The organism is Bdellovibrio sp., assembly GCF_036384735.1.
Classification (GTDB): Bacteria; Bdellovibrionota; Bdellovibrionia; order Bdellovibrionales; family Bdellovibrionaceae; genus Bdellovibrio.
Genome location: NZ_DASVLT010000032.1, coordinates 18,492 through 33,906, shown reverse-complemented (window position 1 = coordinate 33,906; position 15,415 = coordinate 18,492). Strand labels below are relative to the sequence as shown.

The 15,415-nt window shown below is 43.5% G+C and carries 12 protein-coding genes; 8 read left to right on the top strand and 4 right to left on the bottom strand.

Annotated elements, in window-relative coordinates; translation table 11 throughout:
• Positions 1 to 3 precede the first annotated feature (3 nt).
• The 4 genes from VF412_RS08975 (at position 4) to VF412_RS08960 (ending at position 3,419) form a co-directional block, all read left to right on the top strand.
• Entirely contained in the window at positions 4 to 1,086 is a 1,083-nt protein-coding gene (locus tag VF412_RS08975; RefSeq protein ID WP_331338896.1) for a hypothetical protein, read from the top strand.
• A gap of 176 nt (positions 1,087 to 1,262) precedes the next feature.
• Entirely contained in the window at positions 1,263 to 1,604 is a 342-nt protein-coding gene (locus tag VF412_RS08970) for a hypothetical protein (RefSeq protein WP_331338895.1), read from the top strand.
• Between the two features lie 48 nt (positions 1,605 to 1,652).
• The gene (locus VF412_RS08965) at positions 1,653 to 2,069 is read left to right on the top strand and encodes a hypothetical protein (protein ID WP_331338894.1); all 417 of its coding nucleotides are present in this window, start codon (positions 1,653 to 1,655) and stop codon (positions 2,067 to 2,069) included.
• Between the two features lie 138 nt (positions 2,070 to 2,207).
• Positions 2,208 to 3,419, top strand: a complete 1,212-nt coding sequence (locus tag VF412_RS08960) for a DUF1513 domain-containing protein (protein ID WP_331338893.1) — start codon at positions 2,208 to 2,210, stop codon at positions 3,417 to 3,419.
• A 111-nt stretch (positions 3,420 to 3,530) separates the two neighbouring features.
• Here VF412_RS08960 and VF412_RS08955 read toward each other — a convergent pair whose 3' ends face one another.
• Positions 3,531 to 4,670: a hypothetical protein gene (locus VF412_RS08955; protein ID WP_331338892.1), complete on the bottom strand. Its 1,140-nt coding sequence runs from the start codon at positions 4,668 to 4,670 to the stop codon at positions 3,531 to 3,533.
• 704 nt (positions 4,671 to 5,374) lie between these two features.
• Between VF412_RS08955 and rnr the strand changes: the two genes are divergently transcribed.
• The 3 genes from rnr to VF412_RS08940 all read left to right on the top strand — a co-directional run bounded on the left by rnr (position 5,375) and on the right by VF412_RS08940 (position 10,539).
• Positions 5,375 to 7,924, top strand: coding sequence for a ribonuclease R (gene rnr / locus VF412_RS08950; protein WP_414640834.1), 2,550 nt, complete (start codon positions 5,375 to 5,377; stop codon positions 7,922 to 7,924).
• Positions 7,925 to 8,079: 155 nt separating this feature from the next.
• Positions 8,080 to 9,756 (top strand): AarF/ABC1/UbiB kinase family protein, encoded by a 1,677-nt coding sequence (locus tag VF412_RS08945; protein WP_331338890.1) that lies wholly within the window; start codon positions 8,080 to 8,082, stop codon positions 9,754 to 9,756.
• Between the two features lie 12 nt (positions 9,757 to 9,768).
• On the top strand, positions 9,769 to 10,539 hold the full coding sequence (locus VF412_RS08940) for a LysR family transcriptional regulator (protein WP_331338889.1): 771 nt from the start codon (positions 9,769 to 9,771) through the stop codon (positions 10,537 to 10,539).
• A 1-nt stretch (position 10,540) separates the two neighbouring features.
• Here the strand turns inward: VF412_RS08940 and VF412_RS08935 are convergent, their stop codons facing one another.
• On the bottom strand, positions 10,541 to 11,683 hold the full coding sequence (locus tag VF412_RS08935) for a hypothetical protein (protein ID WP_331338888.1): 1,143 nt from the start codon (positions 11,681 to 11,683) through the stop codon (positions 10,541 to 10,543).
• Between the two features lie 156 nt (positions 11,684 to 11,839).
• Here VF412_RS08935 and VF412_RS08930 point away from each other — a divergent pair, with 156 nt between their 5' ends.
• Positions 11,840 to 13,021: a hypothetical protein gene (locus tag VF412_RS08930; protein ID WP_331338887.1), complete on the top strand. Its 1,182-nt coding sequence runs from the start codon at positions 11,840 to 11,842 to the stop codon at positions 13,019 to 13,021.
• A gap of 53 nt (positions 13,022 to 13,074) precedes the next feature.
• Here the strand turns inward: VF412_RS08930 and VF412_RS08925 are convergent, their stop codons facing one another.
• Together VF412_RS08925 and VF412_RS08920 are read right to left on the bottom strand one after the other, a co-directional pair.
• Positions 13,075 to 13,908, bottom strand: coding sequence for a flagellin (locus tag VF412_RS08925; protein WP_331338886.1), 834 nt, complete (start codon positions 13,906 to 13,908; stop codon positions 13,075 to 13,077).
• A gap of 509 nt (positions 13,909 to 14,417) precedes the next feature.
• Positions 14,418 to 15,266, bottom strand: a complete 849-nt coding sequence (locus VF412_RS08920) for a flagellin (protein ID WP_331338885.1) — start codon at positions 15,264 to 15,266, stop codon at positions 14,418 to 14,420.
• Between the last annotated feature and the right edge of the window lie 149 nt (positions 15,267 to 15,415).

The following is a 15,415-nucleotide window of genomic DNA, read 5'->3' as shown; positions in this document are numbered from 1 at the left end:
CCCATGAAAAAATTAACTCTGCTTCTGCTGCTAGCGTCTTCAACCGCATTCGGTTGGGGCGGTCGCGGTCATGATACGATCTGCCGCACAGCTGTTTTCCTTCTTAAAGAAAAAGGTTTGAAGGATTATCTTCGCAATAAACCTCAGATGATGGGTCACCTTTGCAACATGCCTGATTTTTACTGGAAAAGTGAAGGTGGTGACGCGGTAAAATACGGAAGCCCTGCGCACTTCATCGACGTTGAAATTACGGGAATGAATCCGAAAGATGTTCCTTTGGATTACAAGAAGTTGATGGCCGAATACACAGGCAAAGAAAACCAATTTAAAAAGGATGGTTCAACAATCAAATTCTTCCCAACAGAGTTTGGTTCTTCATGGTGGAGAGTGGACCAGTTCTCTCGTCGTATCGCAGCCTTGAAACCACAATTCGAAGCGGCTCAGGCGCCTGCAAATCGTAAAGAAGAACAAGACAACGAACTTCCCTACAACAAGCTAGTTTATCAAATGACGACAGATATGGGCTTAATGGGTCACTTCGTTGGCGATACCTCTCAACCATTTCATACAACATCAGACTATGACGGTTGGGCAACCGGCCATGGTGGCATCCACGCTTACTTCGAGGATGGCGTTGTTAGTGAATTCGATGGCGACCTTGATGCTCTTGTATTGAAAGCAGCCCGCGACATGAAAAATCCTTCCTTCTTGAAGCCAGCAACTGTTCTAGAGAAAATGCGCGCATTAAGCGTGATCTCTACGGCAGAAGTTCCAAAGATTTTGAAATTGGATCCTATCATCAAGAAATCGACTGTAACAAAAGACCACGGTATGGAAGTTCGCGTAGATGCCGAAAGACAACCGGTTTCTGTTGCTTTCAAACGCATGAACAAAATCGTTTTGAACGATCTCGCTCGCGGCGCTGTTTTACTAGCAAATCTTTGGGATGATGCTTACGTTAAAGCAGGCCGTCCAAAAGTTGGTGCATACAAATCTTATAAATATCCGTTCACTGTTGAATTCGTTCAGCCAGACTACTTCGATATTCCAGCTGCCAAGCCAGCGAAAACCGAAGACAAGAAATAGTGTCTCAGCTTGAGACAACTGTCTGTTCCATAAGCTATTAAGATCATTGCGCAAAGGCCCCAGAGGGGCCTTTGTCTTATTTGTAGACAGCAAAGTCCCATTTAATCGTGTCTCAACCAGGCACAGACCTCGCATCTCCCTCTTTCGGAATTTAAACATTCATAAAGGAAGAGATTATGAAAAAGGTTTTATTGTTAGCAGTTGCCGCAGTTCTAATGGGTTCTACATTTGCTCATGCTGAAGATTATGAGCAAGATCCTATCTACCAAGAACATCAAGAAATGATCATTCAAACAGGCGAACTTCAACAAATGAGTTCGATGATCTCTGAAATATCTCAATTAAGACAATCAATTGAAAAAGCAGGACCTCGAGCAGAAATGCTTTCAGAAATTGAAAAGCAAGCTTCCGCTATTTATAACACAGCCGATGGTAGCGAAAATGGAAACATCATTGATCAAGCTTACAACCATGTTAGCGCCCTTAAACAACAAGCTTTGTCTGTCGTTAATAAATAATTTTTCTGATTTTAGGAAATTTTAAAGATTATAATTAAAGGATTTACTATGAAAAAGTCTTTGATACTTTCAATCGCAAGTTTTGTGGCAATGACTTCTGTTACTACTATGGCTCATGCTTCTGATTCAGACTTCTACAATAGCGCTGAGTACATTCAAAATATGGATACGAAGTTGGATGCTGTTCAGGCAGACAATGCCGAAATCTCCCAAATGAATTCTCAAATTTCGTTCATGACTGCACAAAATAAGTTGGTCGATCAACTTGTTCAAAAAGCTGGAGACCAAGATGGCGCGCTTCAACAATTGAACTTGGGTCAAATCAGCATGGTCGCAAGCGATTTGCTAAACACGGCAATTCAAGCAAGCAAACGCCACGATATTGCTGCAGTTCAGAGTGCATACAACGATTCCGTTGAACTTCAAAAATCAGTGGCCCAGGTTCAAACTATTCTTGGAAAATAATGCCGCAGGAATAGCCAGCAAATCCAGGACTGCAGAGATTTCCAAAGTTTTAATGGAAAGCAGAGTTTTGGTCGAGTCAGGAAAATCTTTACGCTAAGCACTTCCCTGCTATACTTCTAAGTGACACAAGGAAGTGTGATGACAAAACGACGGCAAGTTCTAGGATATCTAGGCGGGACGTTCCTGTCTTTATTGTTCGACCAGCCATTGGTGCGGGCGGCCTCTTTAGCCACCAAGGCTGATAACAATAACAATCCTTGGGACAACCGTGGTTTTGCACTCGGGACAGGTGCAAGAGAAAAGCGTCTTCATCCAGATACGCCCTGCCCTGTGATTGGATCTCCTGGACATGTGATTGCAGGAAACTTCTCAGGCACCAGCTTTAAAACCATCCCCACGCAGTTCCTGCCTCATCAGATCATTCAAAATTCTAAAAATCCAGATCAGTTGTTCGCCGTCCATAAGTGGGGTGAAAGCAGCGTTGAAATCTCTCTAACAAGCGAGAAAACACGATCACTACCACTACCGGCAAACCATTATTTTTATGGCCATGGGGTTATGTCTCCAAATAATGAGCATGTCTTGATTGGCGCTATGGACTACAAAGCCAATGTCGGTGTGCTTTTAATCTATAACACTAAAACTCTTAAGTTGGATGACCTTCGTCCAACTTACGGAGTTCTTCCGCATGATATGCAACTATCCGCAGATCAAAAGCATCTTTTCATTATGCATTCGGGCCTGAAACCAGACTTTCGCAAACCCATGAAGGCGGCCGGTGCAACTCAGGATCTTTCTTCCAATCTAGCGCGCATTGATTTTGCGACCGGAAAACTTATCGATCAAATCAATCTTGAACATGGAGACAAAGGTTACGGACACTTTGTCATAACTGGTGAACAAAAATTTCTGTGCTTCGGTGTGACTAGCGATCCAGACAGAGCGCACCTGCCCACCGCCATCGCAAGCATCACAGATAAAACGGTAACAGACCTGACATTAGATCCAATTCTTACCAACGTGCATGGGGAAGCCCTCAGTGCGAGAAAGACCTTAGATGGGAAAAAGGTCATCGTCACGATCCCCTCTAACAGTGCCATTGTTATCTTAGATGCCGAAAAGTTGAAGCCCATGAAGGTTATTTCAAATATCGAAATACCAAGTGCTTTGGTTTATAGTCCCGATCCTTCACTGATGATTGTTTCTCGAGCTCAAGAGCCTATGGTGGCTTATTCGATTCCACAGGAGCGCTTTTCTTCATTGGATAAGATCGCCAAAATCAATGGTTCTTTACGTACTAAATGGATCGGTACGGGATCTCATGGAACAGAGATTGTGTGGCCATCTTAACGACTGATGGTCGATATCGTCTTTTTTATTTCCGTAGCGTCCTTAAAATAAAAAAGCCCAGGTCACCCTGGGCTTTTTCGTTTTAGCTTAACTCAGCTTAAACGTTCTAAATTAGAACATGTAAGTAAGAGAACCGTTAGCCAACAAGTTGTTGCCGTTAACTTGACCGTTAACTGCACCAGCAAGAGTAGCATCTAGGTTGATTTTACCCCATTTGATACCTGCGCCAGCAGCAACAACTGTGTCGTTTGTAAGTTGATCTTTTGTAGTTGCAGCAGCTTCAGTTTTGTTCTCACCGTAAAGAACAGTTTGAGTAACTGAACCACGAAGAGTCAACCAAGAGTTAGCATCAACTTCAAGACCCATGATCAATGGAAGACCTTGATCAGTTGTTTTACCTACAGTTGAACCAGCATCAATTTGGTTGTATGCGTAGCTGATACCGTAGAAGAAGTTACCACCCTCAACTTTATGATTGTTAACCATACCCAAAGACCAAACTTGGTTTGTGATATCTTGGTCAGTACCTGCAATAGTCGATGTACCTTTAGCATATTGGTAGTTAGCGTATACGTAGATAGTATCGAACCAGTAACCGCCACCAACGCCATAAAGGCCTTTAGATTTAAGCTCTGGAGCATAAGTCGCTAGATCAGTTGATTTAGTGTCGCCAGCAAGACCTGCACGTACCCAAGCATTCCATACATCGCTACGAACACCGAAAGACGCACCAAGTGTGTTTTCAGTTTGTTTACCGATAGTTGTGTTGTCTTGAGATTGAGAGTTTGAATAGTGAACGTTCACACCGTATTTCAATCCACCCATGTCGTTACCGTAGAACAAATCCAAAGGATTTTGCTCATTCAACAATGCTCCTGTTGTTGAGTGGAAACCAGCACCAGCAAGAGTGTTGTTAACACGGTCGATGAACAAGTTTGAAGTGTCATTTTTGTGACCAAGGTACGCACCAACTTTACCCCAAGACAAAGTCTTGAAGAAACCACCCTCAGCATGAGGAGTTGTGCTTGCAGTGTAGCCACCAGCGCCATCGTAAGTGTAACCAGCAGTGCTTGAAGAACCAAATTCAAAAGTTGCTTGGTCGCCTACGAACATCATATCCGCTGGGTTAACAAATGCTGTTTGAACATCAACCAAACTAGCGTCGTTACCAAGTGCCTCTACGCGAGCTTTCGAAGCCATCGCAGGAGCTGCTGCCATTGACAATGCTGCCAATACTAAAAGTTTTTTCATTTGATGCATCCTTTCGTTTCGTTGCAATCGTAATGAGTTCTTTAAAAAGTCTTTAAACCATTAAAGTCTGTAATCCGTTACACAAAAAATGCTAATGAGGGTCCAGTCCAAGATCAACCACAAAAATGTCGCACCTCAAATGCTCGTCGCAAAATTATGGAAAAAAGATGCACTCAAAAAGTTATAAATTTATCTCAGAATTTTTTTATGTTTCTCTGTGTTCGACTCCACAAATTCAATCAAACAGACATCTTTGAAATCCGCAACAGTAGCGGATTTCAAAACCTTTGTGATTATTTTTTCACATGTGGATAAGTAGGTCTTTTGATCTCTATTTTGGATTTTTCTGACATCAAAAAAAGTAAAAAGAAAGAGGCAATGACGCTAGAGTTCAAAGTAGAGTTGGCGCACTAGATCATAGTCCTGACTTATGGCAAAAATACCTGGACCTTAGTCCGCATTTTCCTTCTCAGATCGAAAATAATTTAATTAGAGGTCCTGTGCGTCTCGAACAATTCCACGATAAAATCATCAACAAAAACTAACTGTCTTGGAAGAATGCAGATTGTTTCTCTTCGTAAAATGTGTCGTCGTCATCGAAACGAAAGCGAATTTCAACTTCTTCGACATATATAAGGACGATTATTTCCTATCGCGTCTTTTAAGTTGTGCTAATCTTGATGAAAAGGATGAACACCTCGCACATGCAGAAGAAACAAATTCTCCCAGGCACTATCAAAAGACATCCAGACGGCTTCGGCTTCTTCATTCCCGACGATAAAGAGCATCCTGACGTTTATATTCCCCGCACATCCATGGAAGGCATCATGACGAACGATAAGGTCATGGCTGAAGTTTATCCTGAAAAAGGGAGTGACAGATTCCGTGGCGAGATCGTCAAAGTCATCCAACGAGGAACGAAAACTTTTGTCGGACGGTTCTATAAACTTAACGATAAATACGGAATCCTTCGCGATGAAGGAAAAGGCTGGGGTCAGGATCTTCGCATAAAAATCGAAGACTCAATGGAAGCGAAAGACAAAGAGCTTGTCGCCGCTGAAGCCATCACTTACCCAGAGGATGGAAAACAGTTCACAGGAAAAGTCGTCTCTGTCATCGGCAATGCCCTCGACCCATTGACTGATATCAAGCGCGTAATTCTTTCTAACAATATTCCGGAAGCATTCTCTAAAGAGACGCTGGAAGAAGCAAAACGCTATAAAGAAGTTCCCGATGAAAAAGACTTTAAAGGCCGTAAAGACCTGCGCGGCATTGATCTCATCACTATCGATGGTGCTACAGCCAAAGACTTCGATGATGCTGTTTATGTAGAAGTGAATAACGAAGGCTTTCTTCTTTATGTCGCTATCGCTGACGTCAGTCATTACGTGCAAGTGGGCACAGCAATTGACCGCGACGCTTACGAGCGTGGTACTTCCGTTTACTTCCCGAATTTTGTTGTACCGATGTTGCCGGAAGTTCTTAGTAACGGATTATGCTCTTTGAATCCTCATGTGCCACGCTTATGCATGGTCGCTGAAATGCAATTCGACTTTACTGGCGAGATGACTCGTTCTGACTTCTATGAAGCTGTCATGGAAAGCAAATCGCGAGTCACTTATGGCGAAGCCCAAGAAATTATTGACGGCAACGTCGTCGAGAAACACGCTCACGTTAAAGAAAACATCTTGAGACTTGCCGATCTAGCAAAGATCTTGATGGGAAAACGCTTTAAAGATGGCTCGCTAGATTTAGAAATTCCTGAAACGGAACTTGTGATTGATGGAGCCGGTGTTCCTATCGACATTCAACGCTCTGAACGCCTGTTCTCACATCGTTTGATTGAAGAGATGATGTTGGCTGCAAATGTGGCTGTTGCAAAGTTCTTAAATTCGCGCAACGTCCCTGCTTTATATCGTATTCACGAGCCACCTAACGAGCAAGCCATTCGCTTGCTTGAAAAATATATGGCAACATTTGGTGGCAAAACAAAGCTAGGCCAAGGCAAATTGCAAAAGCGCCTGACAAAAGCTTTGGAAGAGTTTGAAAACCGTCCTGAAGCACAAATCCTGAATATCCTAACCTTAAGATCAATGAGTCAAGCAAAGTACAGCCCTAATAATGTGGGCCACTTTGGTTTGGGGTTTGAATACTATGCGCACTTCACATCGCCGATTCGTCGCTACCCTGATTTGATCATTCACCGCTTGCTTAAAAACCAAGTAGTGAAAAGTTCACAGTATCGTTTGATGAGTGAAGATGATCTGGCAACAGCAGGAACTATTCTTTCTGCTGCCGAACAAAGATCTACAAAAGCAGAACGCCAGGTCCAATCGATTAAGAAAGCCCGCTTCATGGAGAAATTCATAGGCCAAGAACTGGACGGCATGATCAGCTCTGTCGCGAAATTCGGTATCTTTGTTCTTCTTCGTGAGTACGACTGCGATGGTTTAATCCGTTTGGATGATCTCGGTGGCGATAAATATGAATTCGATGAAGAGAACTTAAAGCTCGTCGCTCGCCGCTCTGGCTTCACATACAGCATCGGCGACAATATTCGCATTCAAGTGGCAGCTGCTGATCCTGAATTAGGCCAAGTCAACTTTGTTAAGGCCGGTGTAGAGATTGAAGATCACGATGAAGACGAAGAAGATGATCGCACACCAGCTCAAGCAAGTTCTGAAAAGTATTTGAAGCGCCTTCGCAAGAACTCTGAAAAAGAACGTGAACGCGGCGACAAAGACTATCCTCGCATTCATAACGATCGTAAAGAACAACGTCCTAGTCGCAAAGAGGACCGCTTTGCGAAAGGCAAGGGCAAAGAGGAAAAAGGTGAAAAGTCTCGCTTCAAAGAAGGCCGCTTCGAAAAAGAAGGAAAAGCCGGAAAAGGCTTTGGCGGCGGTAAGCCACAAAAATCCAAATTCTTTGGCGACAGCCGTGAAGATAAATCGGGCCAATCCCTGAAGCAGGATAAAGCGACGAAACAATTCAACTTTAAACCTCGTGAACTCGACAGCGAAGAACGCAAGGGACCAGACGAGAATCTTTTACGCATGATTCTGGGCCCTTCCGAGTTCAGAAAAGCCAATCGTGAGGACTCGGCCGGAGAAGAAAAACCAAAGCTTAGCAAAAAGCTGCGTTTTTCAGAAAATTCCAAACTTCGCGATGAAGACTCTTACTCTGTCAAAAATAGTGAAAGCCTGAAGGACAGCAGACTAGACAAGAAAAAGAAGACAGCTAAAAAGAAAAAATAAAAAATGGCGGATGATGAGTCCGCCATTTTTTTATTTTTATGTTGTTCAACCTTAGGCTAGGCAGTTTTTTCCCTTAGACCATGGATAGCTTGTAAACGTTTGTTGTTTGCCCCTGCATTTAACTTCCTGGATAATGACATCATTCGGAGATCGTAGTGACAGCTTTGAACACCGGAAGACAAATTGGAAAAACGCTTAAGAATGCTGCGCGCTTGCGCACCATTGTAAGTGTTTTTGCACGTCATGGTTTTCATAAAGTTGCAGAGAAAGTAAAACTCGGCCGATTTATCATCGAACGCCTGAGCACCTCTTCAGATATTGAATCATTATCGATGGCAGAGCGCATGCGTATGAGCTTTGAAGAGCTGGGGCCTACGTTCGTAAAACTAGGACAACTTCTTGCCACGCGTCCCGATCTGGTTCCTGAAGAATATGTCTCTGAATTCGAAAAGCTTCATGACCGCGTTCAACCCCTTCCGTTTTCGGTTATCGAAGGTGTTCTTAAAGAAGAGTTCGGTGAGCATCTTTACAAAATCTTTGAAACCATCGACCCGGAACCCCTAGGATCTGCAAGTATCGCGCAAGTGCACCGGGCTCGTTTGTCAACCGGCGAGGATGTCGTTCTCAAAGTGCAAAGACCTGGCGTCATCCAAACTGTTAATGATGATTTGAACGTCTTGTATTTGCTTGCCGATCTTTTATCTACCTACGTTCCAGAAACTCGTCCCTTCAATCCCAAAGGCATTGTTGACGAGTATTTCAAAACATTAGAACTTGAAACAAATTTCGTCGTTGAAGCAAACAACATCCGTCGCTTCCAAGAAAATTTCGCCAACGACGAGACAATCAAAATTCCGGATGTCTATTTCGACTTCACAACAGAACGGGTTTTAACGATGGAGGCTTTGCCTGGGGTCCCCCTCAGTCAAGCCACTTCCCTCTCGCAAGCGGACATCAATACCAATGAGGTCATTCGCCGCGGTCTCGGCGCATATCTAAAAATGGTCTTCCATGACGGGCTTTTCCACGGGGATTTGCACGCAGGAAACTTCTTCGTCCTTCCGAACAATCACATCGGCTTGATTGACTTTGGCGTCGTGGGACGTTTGAATTCGCGCACTCAAGGAGCTATTGCCAATATGCTCTTAGCCCTTTCCAAAGAGGACTACGATCGTCTGGCTTTTGAATACGTGGACCTTGCGCCATTCTCGGATCGAGTGAATATCGATATCTTCGCCAAAGATTTGCGTGAATTGATTGCGCCTTATTATGGATTGACTCTTAAGAACGTCAATCTTGGCAAGATCTTGATGAAGTCCTCAGGAATTGCGGCACGCCATCACGTCCAAGTTCCAACCGAACTGATGTTGTTCTTTAAATCCATCGTTTCAGTAGAAGGCATTGGCAGAAAGATCGATAAAGATTTTGACTTCTTAAAATACTCTTTAGAGTTTGCGGGCGAGCTGGCTAAAACTCAATTTGGTCCTCAGAAAGTCGCAAACGACCTTTCACAGATTGCCCGGGAATCAAGAGCGTTCATTAATGCTCTTCCTCGCCAATTGAATTTCTTCTTTAGAAAGATCAATAGTCCTGATCACGCGTTTAAAGTTCGCATTTATGAAATCAAAGAACTGAAACGCTCGATTGAGGTTTCTTTTAATTTACTTTTCTTAGGCGTGATTATTTCGGCGTTGATTTTAAGTTCGTCATTTATCTTCGTGCACCAAACTGAAAACCATATCTGGGGCATTCCTACTGCAAGCTTTGTCGGTTATGTCTTAGCCATGGTTTTGGGTCTAATAGCATTCGTAAACTATATTAGAAAGCCCTGAGGTTTAGAATTTATGCAGCAACTTTACTATGAACTCAGCGTCCTTGCCAAAGCTGTTCACTTTAAAAACCTGTCGGCAGCAGCTCTTCATGTGGGACTCAGTCAGCCGCAGTTATCTCGCATCATCGCAAAGATCGAAGATGAGCTAAAAATCGTTTTATTGGATCGATCGGCAAAAAGAAAATCAGGCTGGACGAACGTGGCTTTTCAGTTGGCAGAGATTTTTGAAAAATCCATTCGACGTCTTGAGCTCGAAATGCAAGGTATCAGTAACAATCAAATGGTGGCCGAACTTCATATCGGCACCCTTGAAGGCTTGTCGGACTTCGCATTAAAGGCCGTCAAGCTCTGCTTCGAAGAGGTCGGTGTTAAGAAAATCACTTTGGATATTTATGACTTGAATGAGCTTGAAGCGAACTTCCTTTCTGGAAATTTGGATTTGATTTTCACATCGAAAACTCCGGGTCGTCAGAAATTTAAATACTTGATCGAATTAGGTTTCCAAAAGTTGGAAGAAATTAATTCCAATAAGAACTTCGCTGTTTTAAGTTCTTTCGAATATGGAAGAGCCAACAAACGAGAGCTTGAGAGCTATCCGCACTTGTTAGTTTCAAACTCTTTGGCTATGCGCAGATCTTGGTTTGAAAAAGTCGGCGGTATTGGACATATGCCGACGGAAGCAAAACGTGGTCGCCAAAAAGATGCAGAGCCTGTTTTAATGATTGGCTCTGAGCTTTTAAGTCCAGTTCTTTGGGATAATATCAATACTGCTATTTCTGAATAACCTATTGTTGCATTAAATTGAGCGAGTCTGCGACTTCCGCGGACTCGTTAATCACTCTCTGGCTGATGGCCACATCTGAATTGAAATACCCAAAGGCTCGAATGATCTGAGTGTTGCCAAGATTCGCACTTTGATTGCTCAAGTTGTAGCGTGCATTTTTATAACTGAAATTCTGCCGAATATTATCAATTCCGAGATCAGTCCGATTTGCCATGATCCACTGACGAGCGGGTTGGGAAACATGACAACTGACGCAATCTGTGTTTTCAGGATTGAAGCTCTTTGGATCTTCAATACGATACATCGCACGCAATTCTTTGCGCAGAAGATCCTCGAATCCTGAATTGAATTTGCCGGAATCCGTGATGACATTATTCAAAGTATCATCCCCTGCTGGCGCCGGATTGATCTGACCATTTTCAAAATGATCTGAAGGCATTGCTTGATTTACAAACACTTGTGCAAAACGATCAATACGGGGAATACGCATCAGCTCAAGCTTGCCTTGATTCACTGTGAAGCCTTGAAAGGCCCACATATCGCCCGTCCCACGCAAAACCATCGCCGTGACACGCATAAGGTTTTGCAAACCCGCATACTTCAAAACAATCCCGTTAAACTCCGCCAAAGCCACAGAGTTATCACCATCACGGGACCACGCTGGATGAATTTGCAAAGGCAATCCTTGCGTTTGAATTTTAAATTTCGACTTCCAAGCGGAAAGATCATTCATCAGATTTTTGAAATCCGTTTCATTTAAAAGATAAAAACTATGAAGAGATGCATCTGTGACCTGCACCCTGTTACGCGGTCCAACCTCAAGGGGTTGCCAGATCAAACGAATTTGACGCTGACAAGATTGTGGAGTTGGCAGCGGAAAACAAGGATCGATACGGACAGCGATAACTCTTAAAGCTTTTGCAGTTTCATCTTGAGTATTGATAACGGTTAACGGTGGAATGCTTGAAAGAAATTTTGCCGGTAACAAAACGCCTCTTGCCCCTGTGCTTTCCAGGTGCAACATATGATCACTATAAATCGAGGTCGGAAGAGGCATCAAATAAGAGACATCATTGAGGTCCCAGGCCGCAAAAACGACGGACGAATTGAAGACAAGGAAAACGAGAACTAGAAGACTTCGCATACTTCAAAAGTTTCAGTTTTCACTGAGGAATTCAATAACTAACGATAGGCCCAGCGCGCAATCCAGGGGACTGAAAATCTACTGAAAACACGATTTAACATTTGGTAAAAATGGCTCGAAACTTGAATCTCAAAAAAACACTATCGAGAGGTAACCATGAACGCCGCTTTAATTGGAATTCACAAGAAATCGTTGCTTAAGTTTTTGACAGCCATGACCCTATTTGCGCCCGTCGCGTCTTATGGGCAAGGTGCCATGTGCACTTCGATTTTCTCTTCAGATATTCAAGCGACACAAACGATTGACGGCACTTGGAGAAAAAGTAGCTCAGACTTATTCATGGGTTTTCGTTCGAACGCTCCCCATTTTTGGAATTGGCTTTATCAGAACCAAGACGCCGCAATTCTTGGCCCTCGCGGAGTCGCTACAGGTGATCCGCACATTCAAAACTTCGGCGATGTGCCTTTAAAACAAGGCGGTCGCAAATACACATTGATTGACGTCGATGACAGCGGAGCCAATGCGTCTCTAGCAGGAGACTTCCTTCGCTATTTTGTTGGTAATCAAATTTCACCATTCAAAGTCGACGCGAAAGACCTATTCAAAGCTTACGTTGACGGCGTTAACGGCAAGAAAATGGATAAACCCCAGTATCTCAAAGAGATCGAAAGCAATTCTGACAGCGACTTCCAAACTCACAACAATAAGAAAATCGGCAAGCTCACTGACGGAGATAAATTTAACGACAAAGCGGAATTGACTCCACTTTCTAAAACGCCACAAGCAATTCAAGATTTGCTGACTCAGTCTGCGCCCGTTTTCAAAAGCCACATGCAAGGCATGACTTACCTGGATACTGGATTTAAAGAGAAAGACACAGGCGGCAGCCAAGATCTTCCTCGCTTCTGGTTCTTGCTTGCGGATGCTCAGGGCAATCGCCATATCTATGAGTTTAAAATGGAAACGGCACCAGCAACTTCTTTATTTGCAGGACAACCAGATTCGTTGACTCGTTTCAAAGAAGTAGCCGATACATACCGTCCTAAAGAAGAAGTGGCTGGTCCTTTCGAGTTCATCGTTGCGGGACAATATACCTTCTTGCTGCGTGAAAGATTCTTCTCTTATGTTGATTTGGATCCGGCAAAAATCACATCAGATTCAGACATGAACAATGCCAAACAAATGTCTTTGTACATCGCAAATAAAATGGGCGAGGCCCACGGTAAACAGGCAGCCGGCAAAGCTTTAGCAAACCAACTGGGCAAGTCTGATGCTTTTGATCAACTGGATGCCCTTGCAAAAAAGTACATCGCACTCATCACAAAACTTAATCAGTAAAAACAAAAAGGGCAGCTTGAAGAAGCTGCCCTTTTCTTTTAGAAATCTTTTAATTAGCCCAATAGTTTCAAGGCTAATTGTTGCGATTGATTCGCTTGACCTAGGACTGAAACACCCGCTTGCAACAAGATGTTATTTCTTGTCATCTCGGAAGTCTCTGCCGCCACGTCAGTGTCCCTGATTCGCGAATTCGCTGCTGACAAGTTTTCGTCTGCGATCAACAAGTTGTTAGATGTTGATACCAAACGATTTTGAAGAGCACCAAAGTTCGCGCGGATCGCATTGATTGAAGTCATTGCTGTATCCACAGTACTCAAGCTAAGTTGCGCGCCCTCTTTTGTTGCGACACTTTCAGCTGTCAAGCCCAGAGCTTCCAACGAAGAGTTTGCTGCGCCGGCATTGAAACTGATGCGATCTTGGAAAGCATCGTTGTTCACGCCCACTTGAATATCAATCATTCCACCAGTTCCGTTCAGAAGATCGTAACCGTTGAACTTCGTTGATTCAGTAATACGCTGAACCTCGGACTTCAACTGTTGATACTCAACATCTAGGAACTTTCTTTCTGTTTCACCAATCGTATCAGATGAAGCTTGAACGCCCAACTCTCTCAAGCGAATGAGCATGTTGGAAACTTCGTTCAGTGAACCCTCTGCCACTTGCACTAACGAGATACCGTCATTGGCATTTCGGTTAGCTTGTCTTAGACCGCGAATTTGTCCTTTTAAACGTTCGCTGATCGCAAGTCCCGCAGCATCATCTGCAGCTTGATTGATTCTCATACCCGAGGCCAATCTTGCCATTGATCTATCTGCGTTGATTCGTGTCATGTAGAGGTTTTTTTGTGCATTCAATGCTGACACGTTCGTTCCAATTCTTAATCCCATTTTATCCTCCGTGCATAATATAGTCCTCCGTGAACTTTTGCCATCCATTGGCTTAAGGCGCGATCCGTGCACCTGTTAGTTGTTAAAATTGGATGCTTACGATGAAGCTCCGCTATACTCATCGACATGAATAACAACTGTCTCGAGTCCAGATTTTCATTTTTCTTTTTTTATTTTTCAGATTTTCTTGAAGAAGCTTTTTAGAACGCGCGTTGTGCGCAAAGATACAACGTGTGAACACAGCAGAATGCTGTCATCGAAAGATTTGTTCTTTCGGAAATGAAAAATATCAAACACAAAACTTATTCAGAAGTTTTATAAACTTCTTCTCCGCTTCACTGCTCTAGAAAACTTCTAGAAAAATGAGGCCGCCGTCATAGCGGCCTCGTCGCAGGAAACAGATCAAATTGTCAGCTCTTTATAGCGAGCTTAGCTATTACTCTCGAGGGTGATCTTGATCTTCAAGACCGTGAACCACAAATCTTCCGCAGAAGACTAGTCAGTTAAGACTAGCCTTGGAAAGATTTATTCAAGAGATTTAATGCTACGTTAGCTTGTTGGTTCGCTTGTGCTAGTACGCTAGTACCTGCTTGCAACAAGATATTATTTCTTGTCATCTCAGATGTCTCTTCAGCGACGTCTACGTCTCTGATACGAGAGTTAGCTGCTGACATATTCTCTACAGACACTTGGATGTTTGAAACTGTAGATTGAAGACGATTTTGGATCGCACCGAAGTCTGCGCGCATTGCAGAGACACTCACGATCGCTTGGTCGATAGCTGCTAGAGCATTTTGTGCTGAAGCTTTATCCGCTACTGACGTCAAGTTTACACCAAGTGCTGCAGAGTTTGCGTCTGCTTTTGATGCGTCGAACGAGATACGGTCGATTTCTGGATTATTTCTAGTACCAACTTGGAAGTCCAAGATTGAACCCGTTCCTGCCAAAAGTTGAGTTCCGTTGAACTCTGTACCTTCGGAGATACGATCGATCTCTGACACCAGTTGATCATACTCAACGTTTAGGAATTGACGCTCAGTCGGTCCGACAGTGTCAGAAGCTGCTTGCACTGACAACTCTCTGAGACGAATCAAGATCGAAGAGATCTCATTCATCGAACCCTCTGCCACTTGGACTAGAGAGATACCGTCTTGAGCATTTCGTGACGCTTGTTTTAGACCGCGAACTTGAGCTTTCAAATTCTCAGAGATCGCTAGACCTGCGGCATCGTCACCGGCGCGGTTGATACGGAATCCTGAAGCGAGCTTTTCCATGCTCTTATCAAGACCAATCTTCGTTCCCCACAGAACTCTCTGTGCATTTAACGAAGCTGTATTCGTGTTAATACGTAAACCCATAATTCCTCCTCCTTGAAGATTTGCTGAGTCTCGATCCTTGAAACTCAGGGCACCGTCTTGGTGCCGATGGGCGATTCATTTCGTACCTTACTCATCGGTGTGCCTAAGAATTCCTAAAGTGATACGTCTCAAAAAAAAGCAAAACTAGC

Bases quoted from the DNA above. Each gene is read 5' to 3' on its own strand.
- VF412_RS08975 (WP_331338896.1), top strand. From the start codon at position 4: ATGAAAAAATTAACTCTGCTTCTGCTGCTAGCGTCTTCAACCGCATTC.
- VF412_RS08970 (WP_331338895.1), top strand. From the start codon at position 1,263: ATGAAAAAGGTTTTATTGTTAGCAGTTGCCGCAGTTCTAATGGGTTCT.
- VF412_RS08965 (WP_331338894.1), top strand. From the start codon at position 1,653: ATGAAAAAGTCTTTGATACTTTCAATCGCAAGTTTTGTGGCAATGACT.
- VF412_RS08960 (WP_331338893.1), top strand. From the start codon at position 2,208: ATGACAAAACGACGGCAAGTTCTAGGATATCTAGGCGGGACGTTCCTG.
- VF412_RS08955 (WP_331338892.1), bottom strand. From the start codon at position 4,670: ATGAAAAAACTTTTAGTATTGGCAGCATTGTCAATGGCAGCAGCTCCT.
- rnr (WP_414640834.1), top strand. From the start codon at position 5,375: ATGCAGAAGAAACAAATTCTCCCAGGCACTATCAAAAGACATCCAGAC.
- VF412_RS08940 (WP_331338889.1), top strand. From the start codon at position 9,769: ATGCAGCAACTTTACTATGAACTCAGCGTCCTTGCCAAAGCTGTTCAC.
- VF412_RS08935 (WP_331338888.1), bottom strand. From the start codon at position 11,683: ATGCGAAGTCTTCTAGTTCTCGTTTTCCTTGTCTTCAATTCGTCCGTC.
- VF412_RS08930 (WP_331338887.1), top strand. From the start codon at position 11,840: ATGAACGCCGCTTTAATTGGAATTCACAAGAAATCGTTGCTTAAGTTT.
- VF412_RS08925 (WP_331338886.1), bottom strand. From the start codon at position 13,908: ATGGGATTAAGAATTGGAACGAACGTGTCAGCATTGAATGCACAAAAA.
- VF412_RS08920 (WP_331338885.1), bottom strand. From the start codon at position 15,266: ATGGGTTTACGTATTAACACGAATACAGCTTCGTTAAATGCACAGAGA.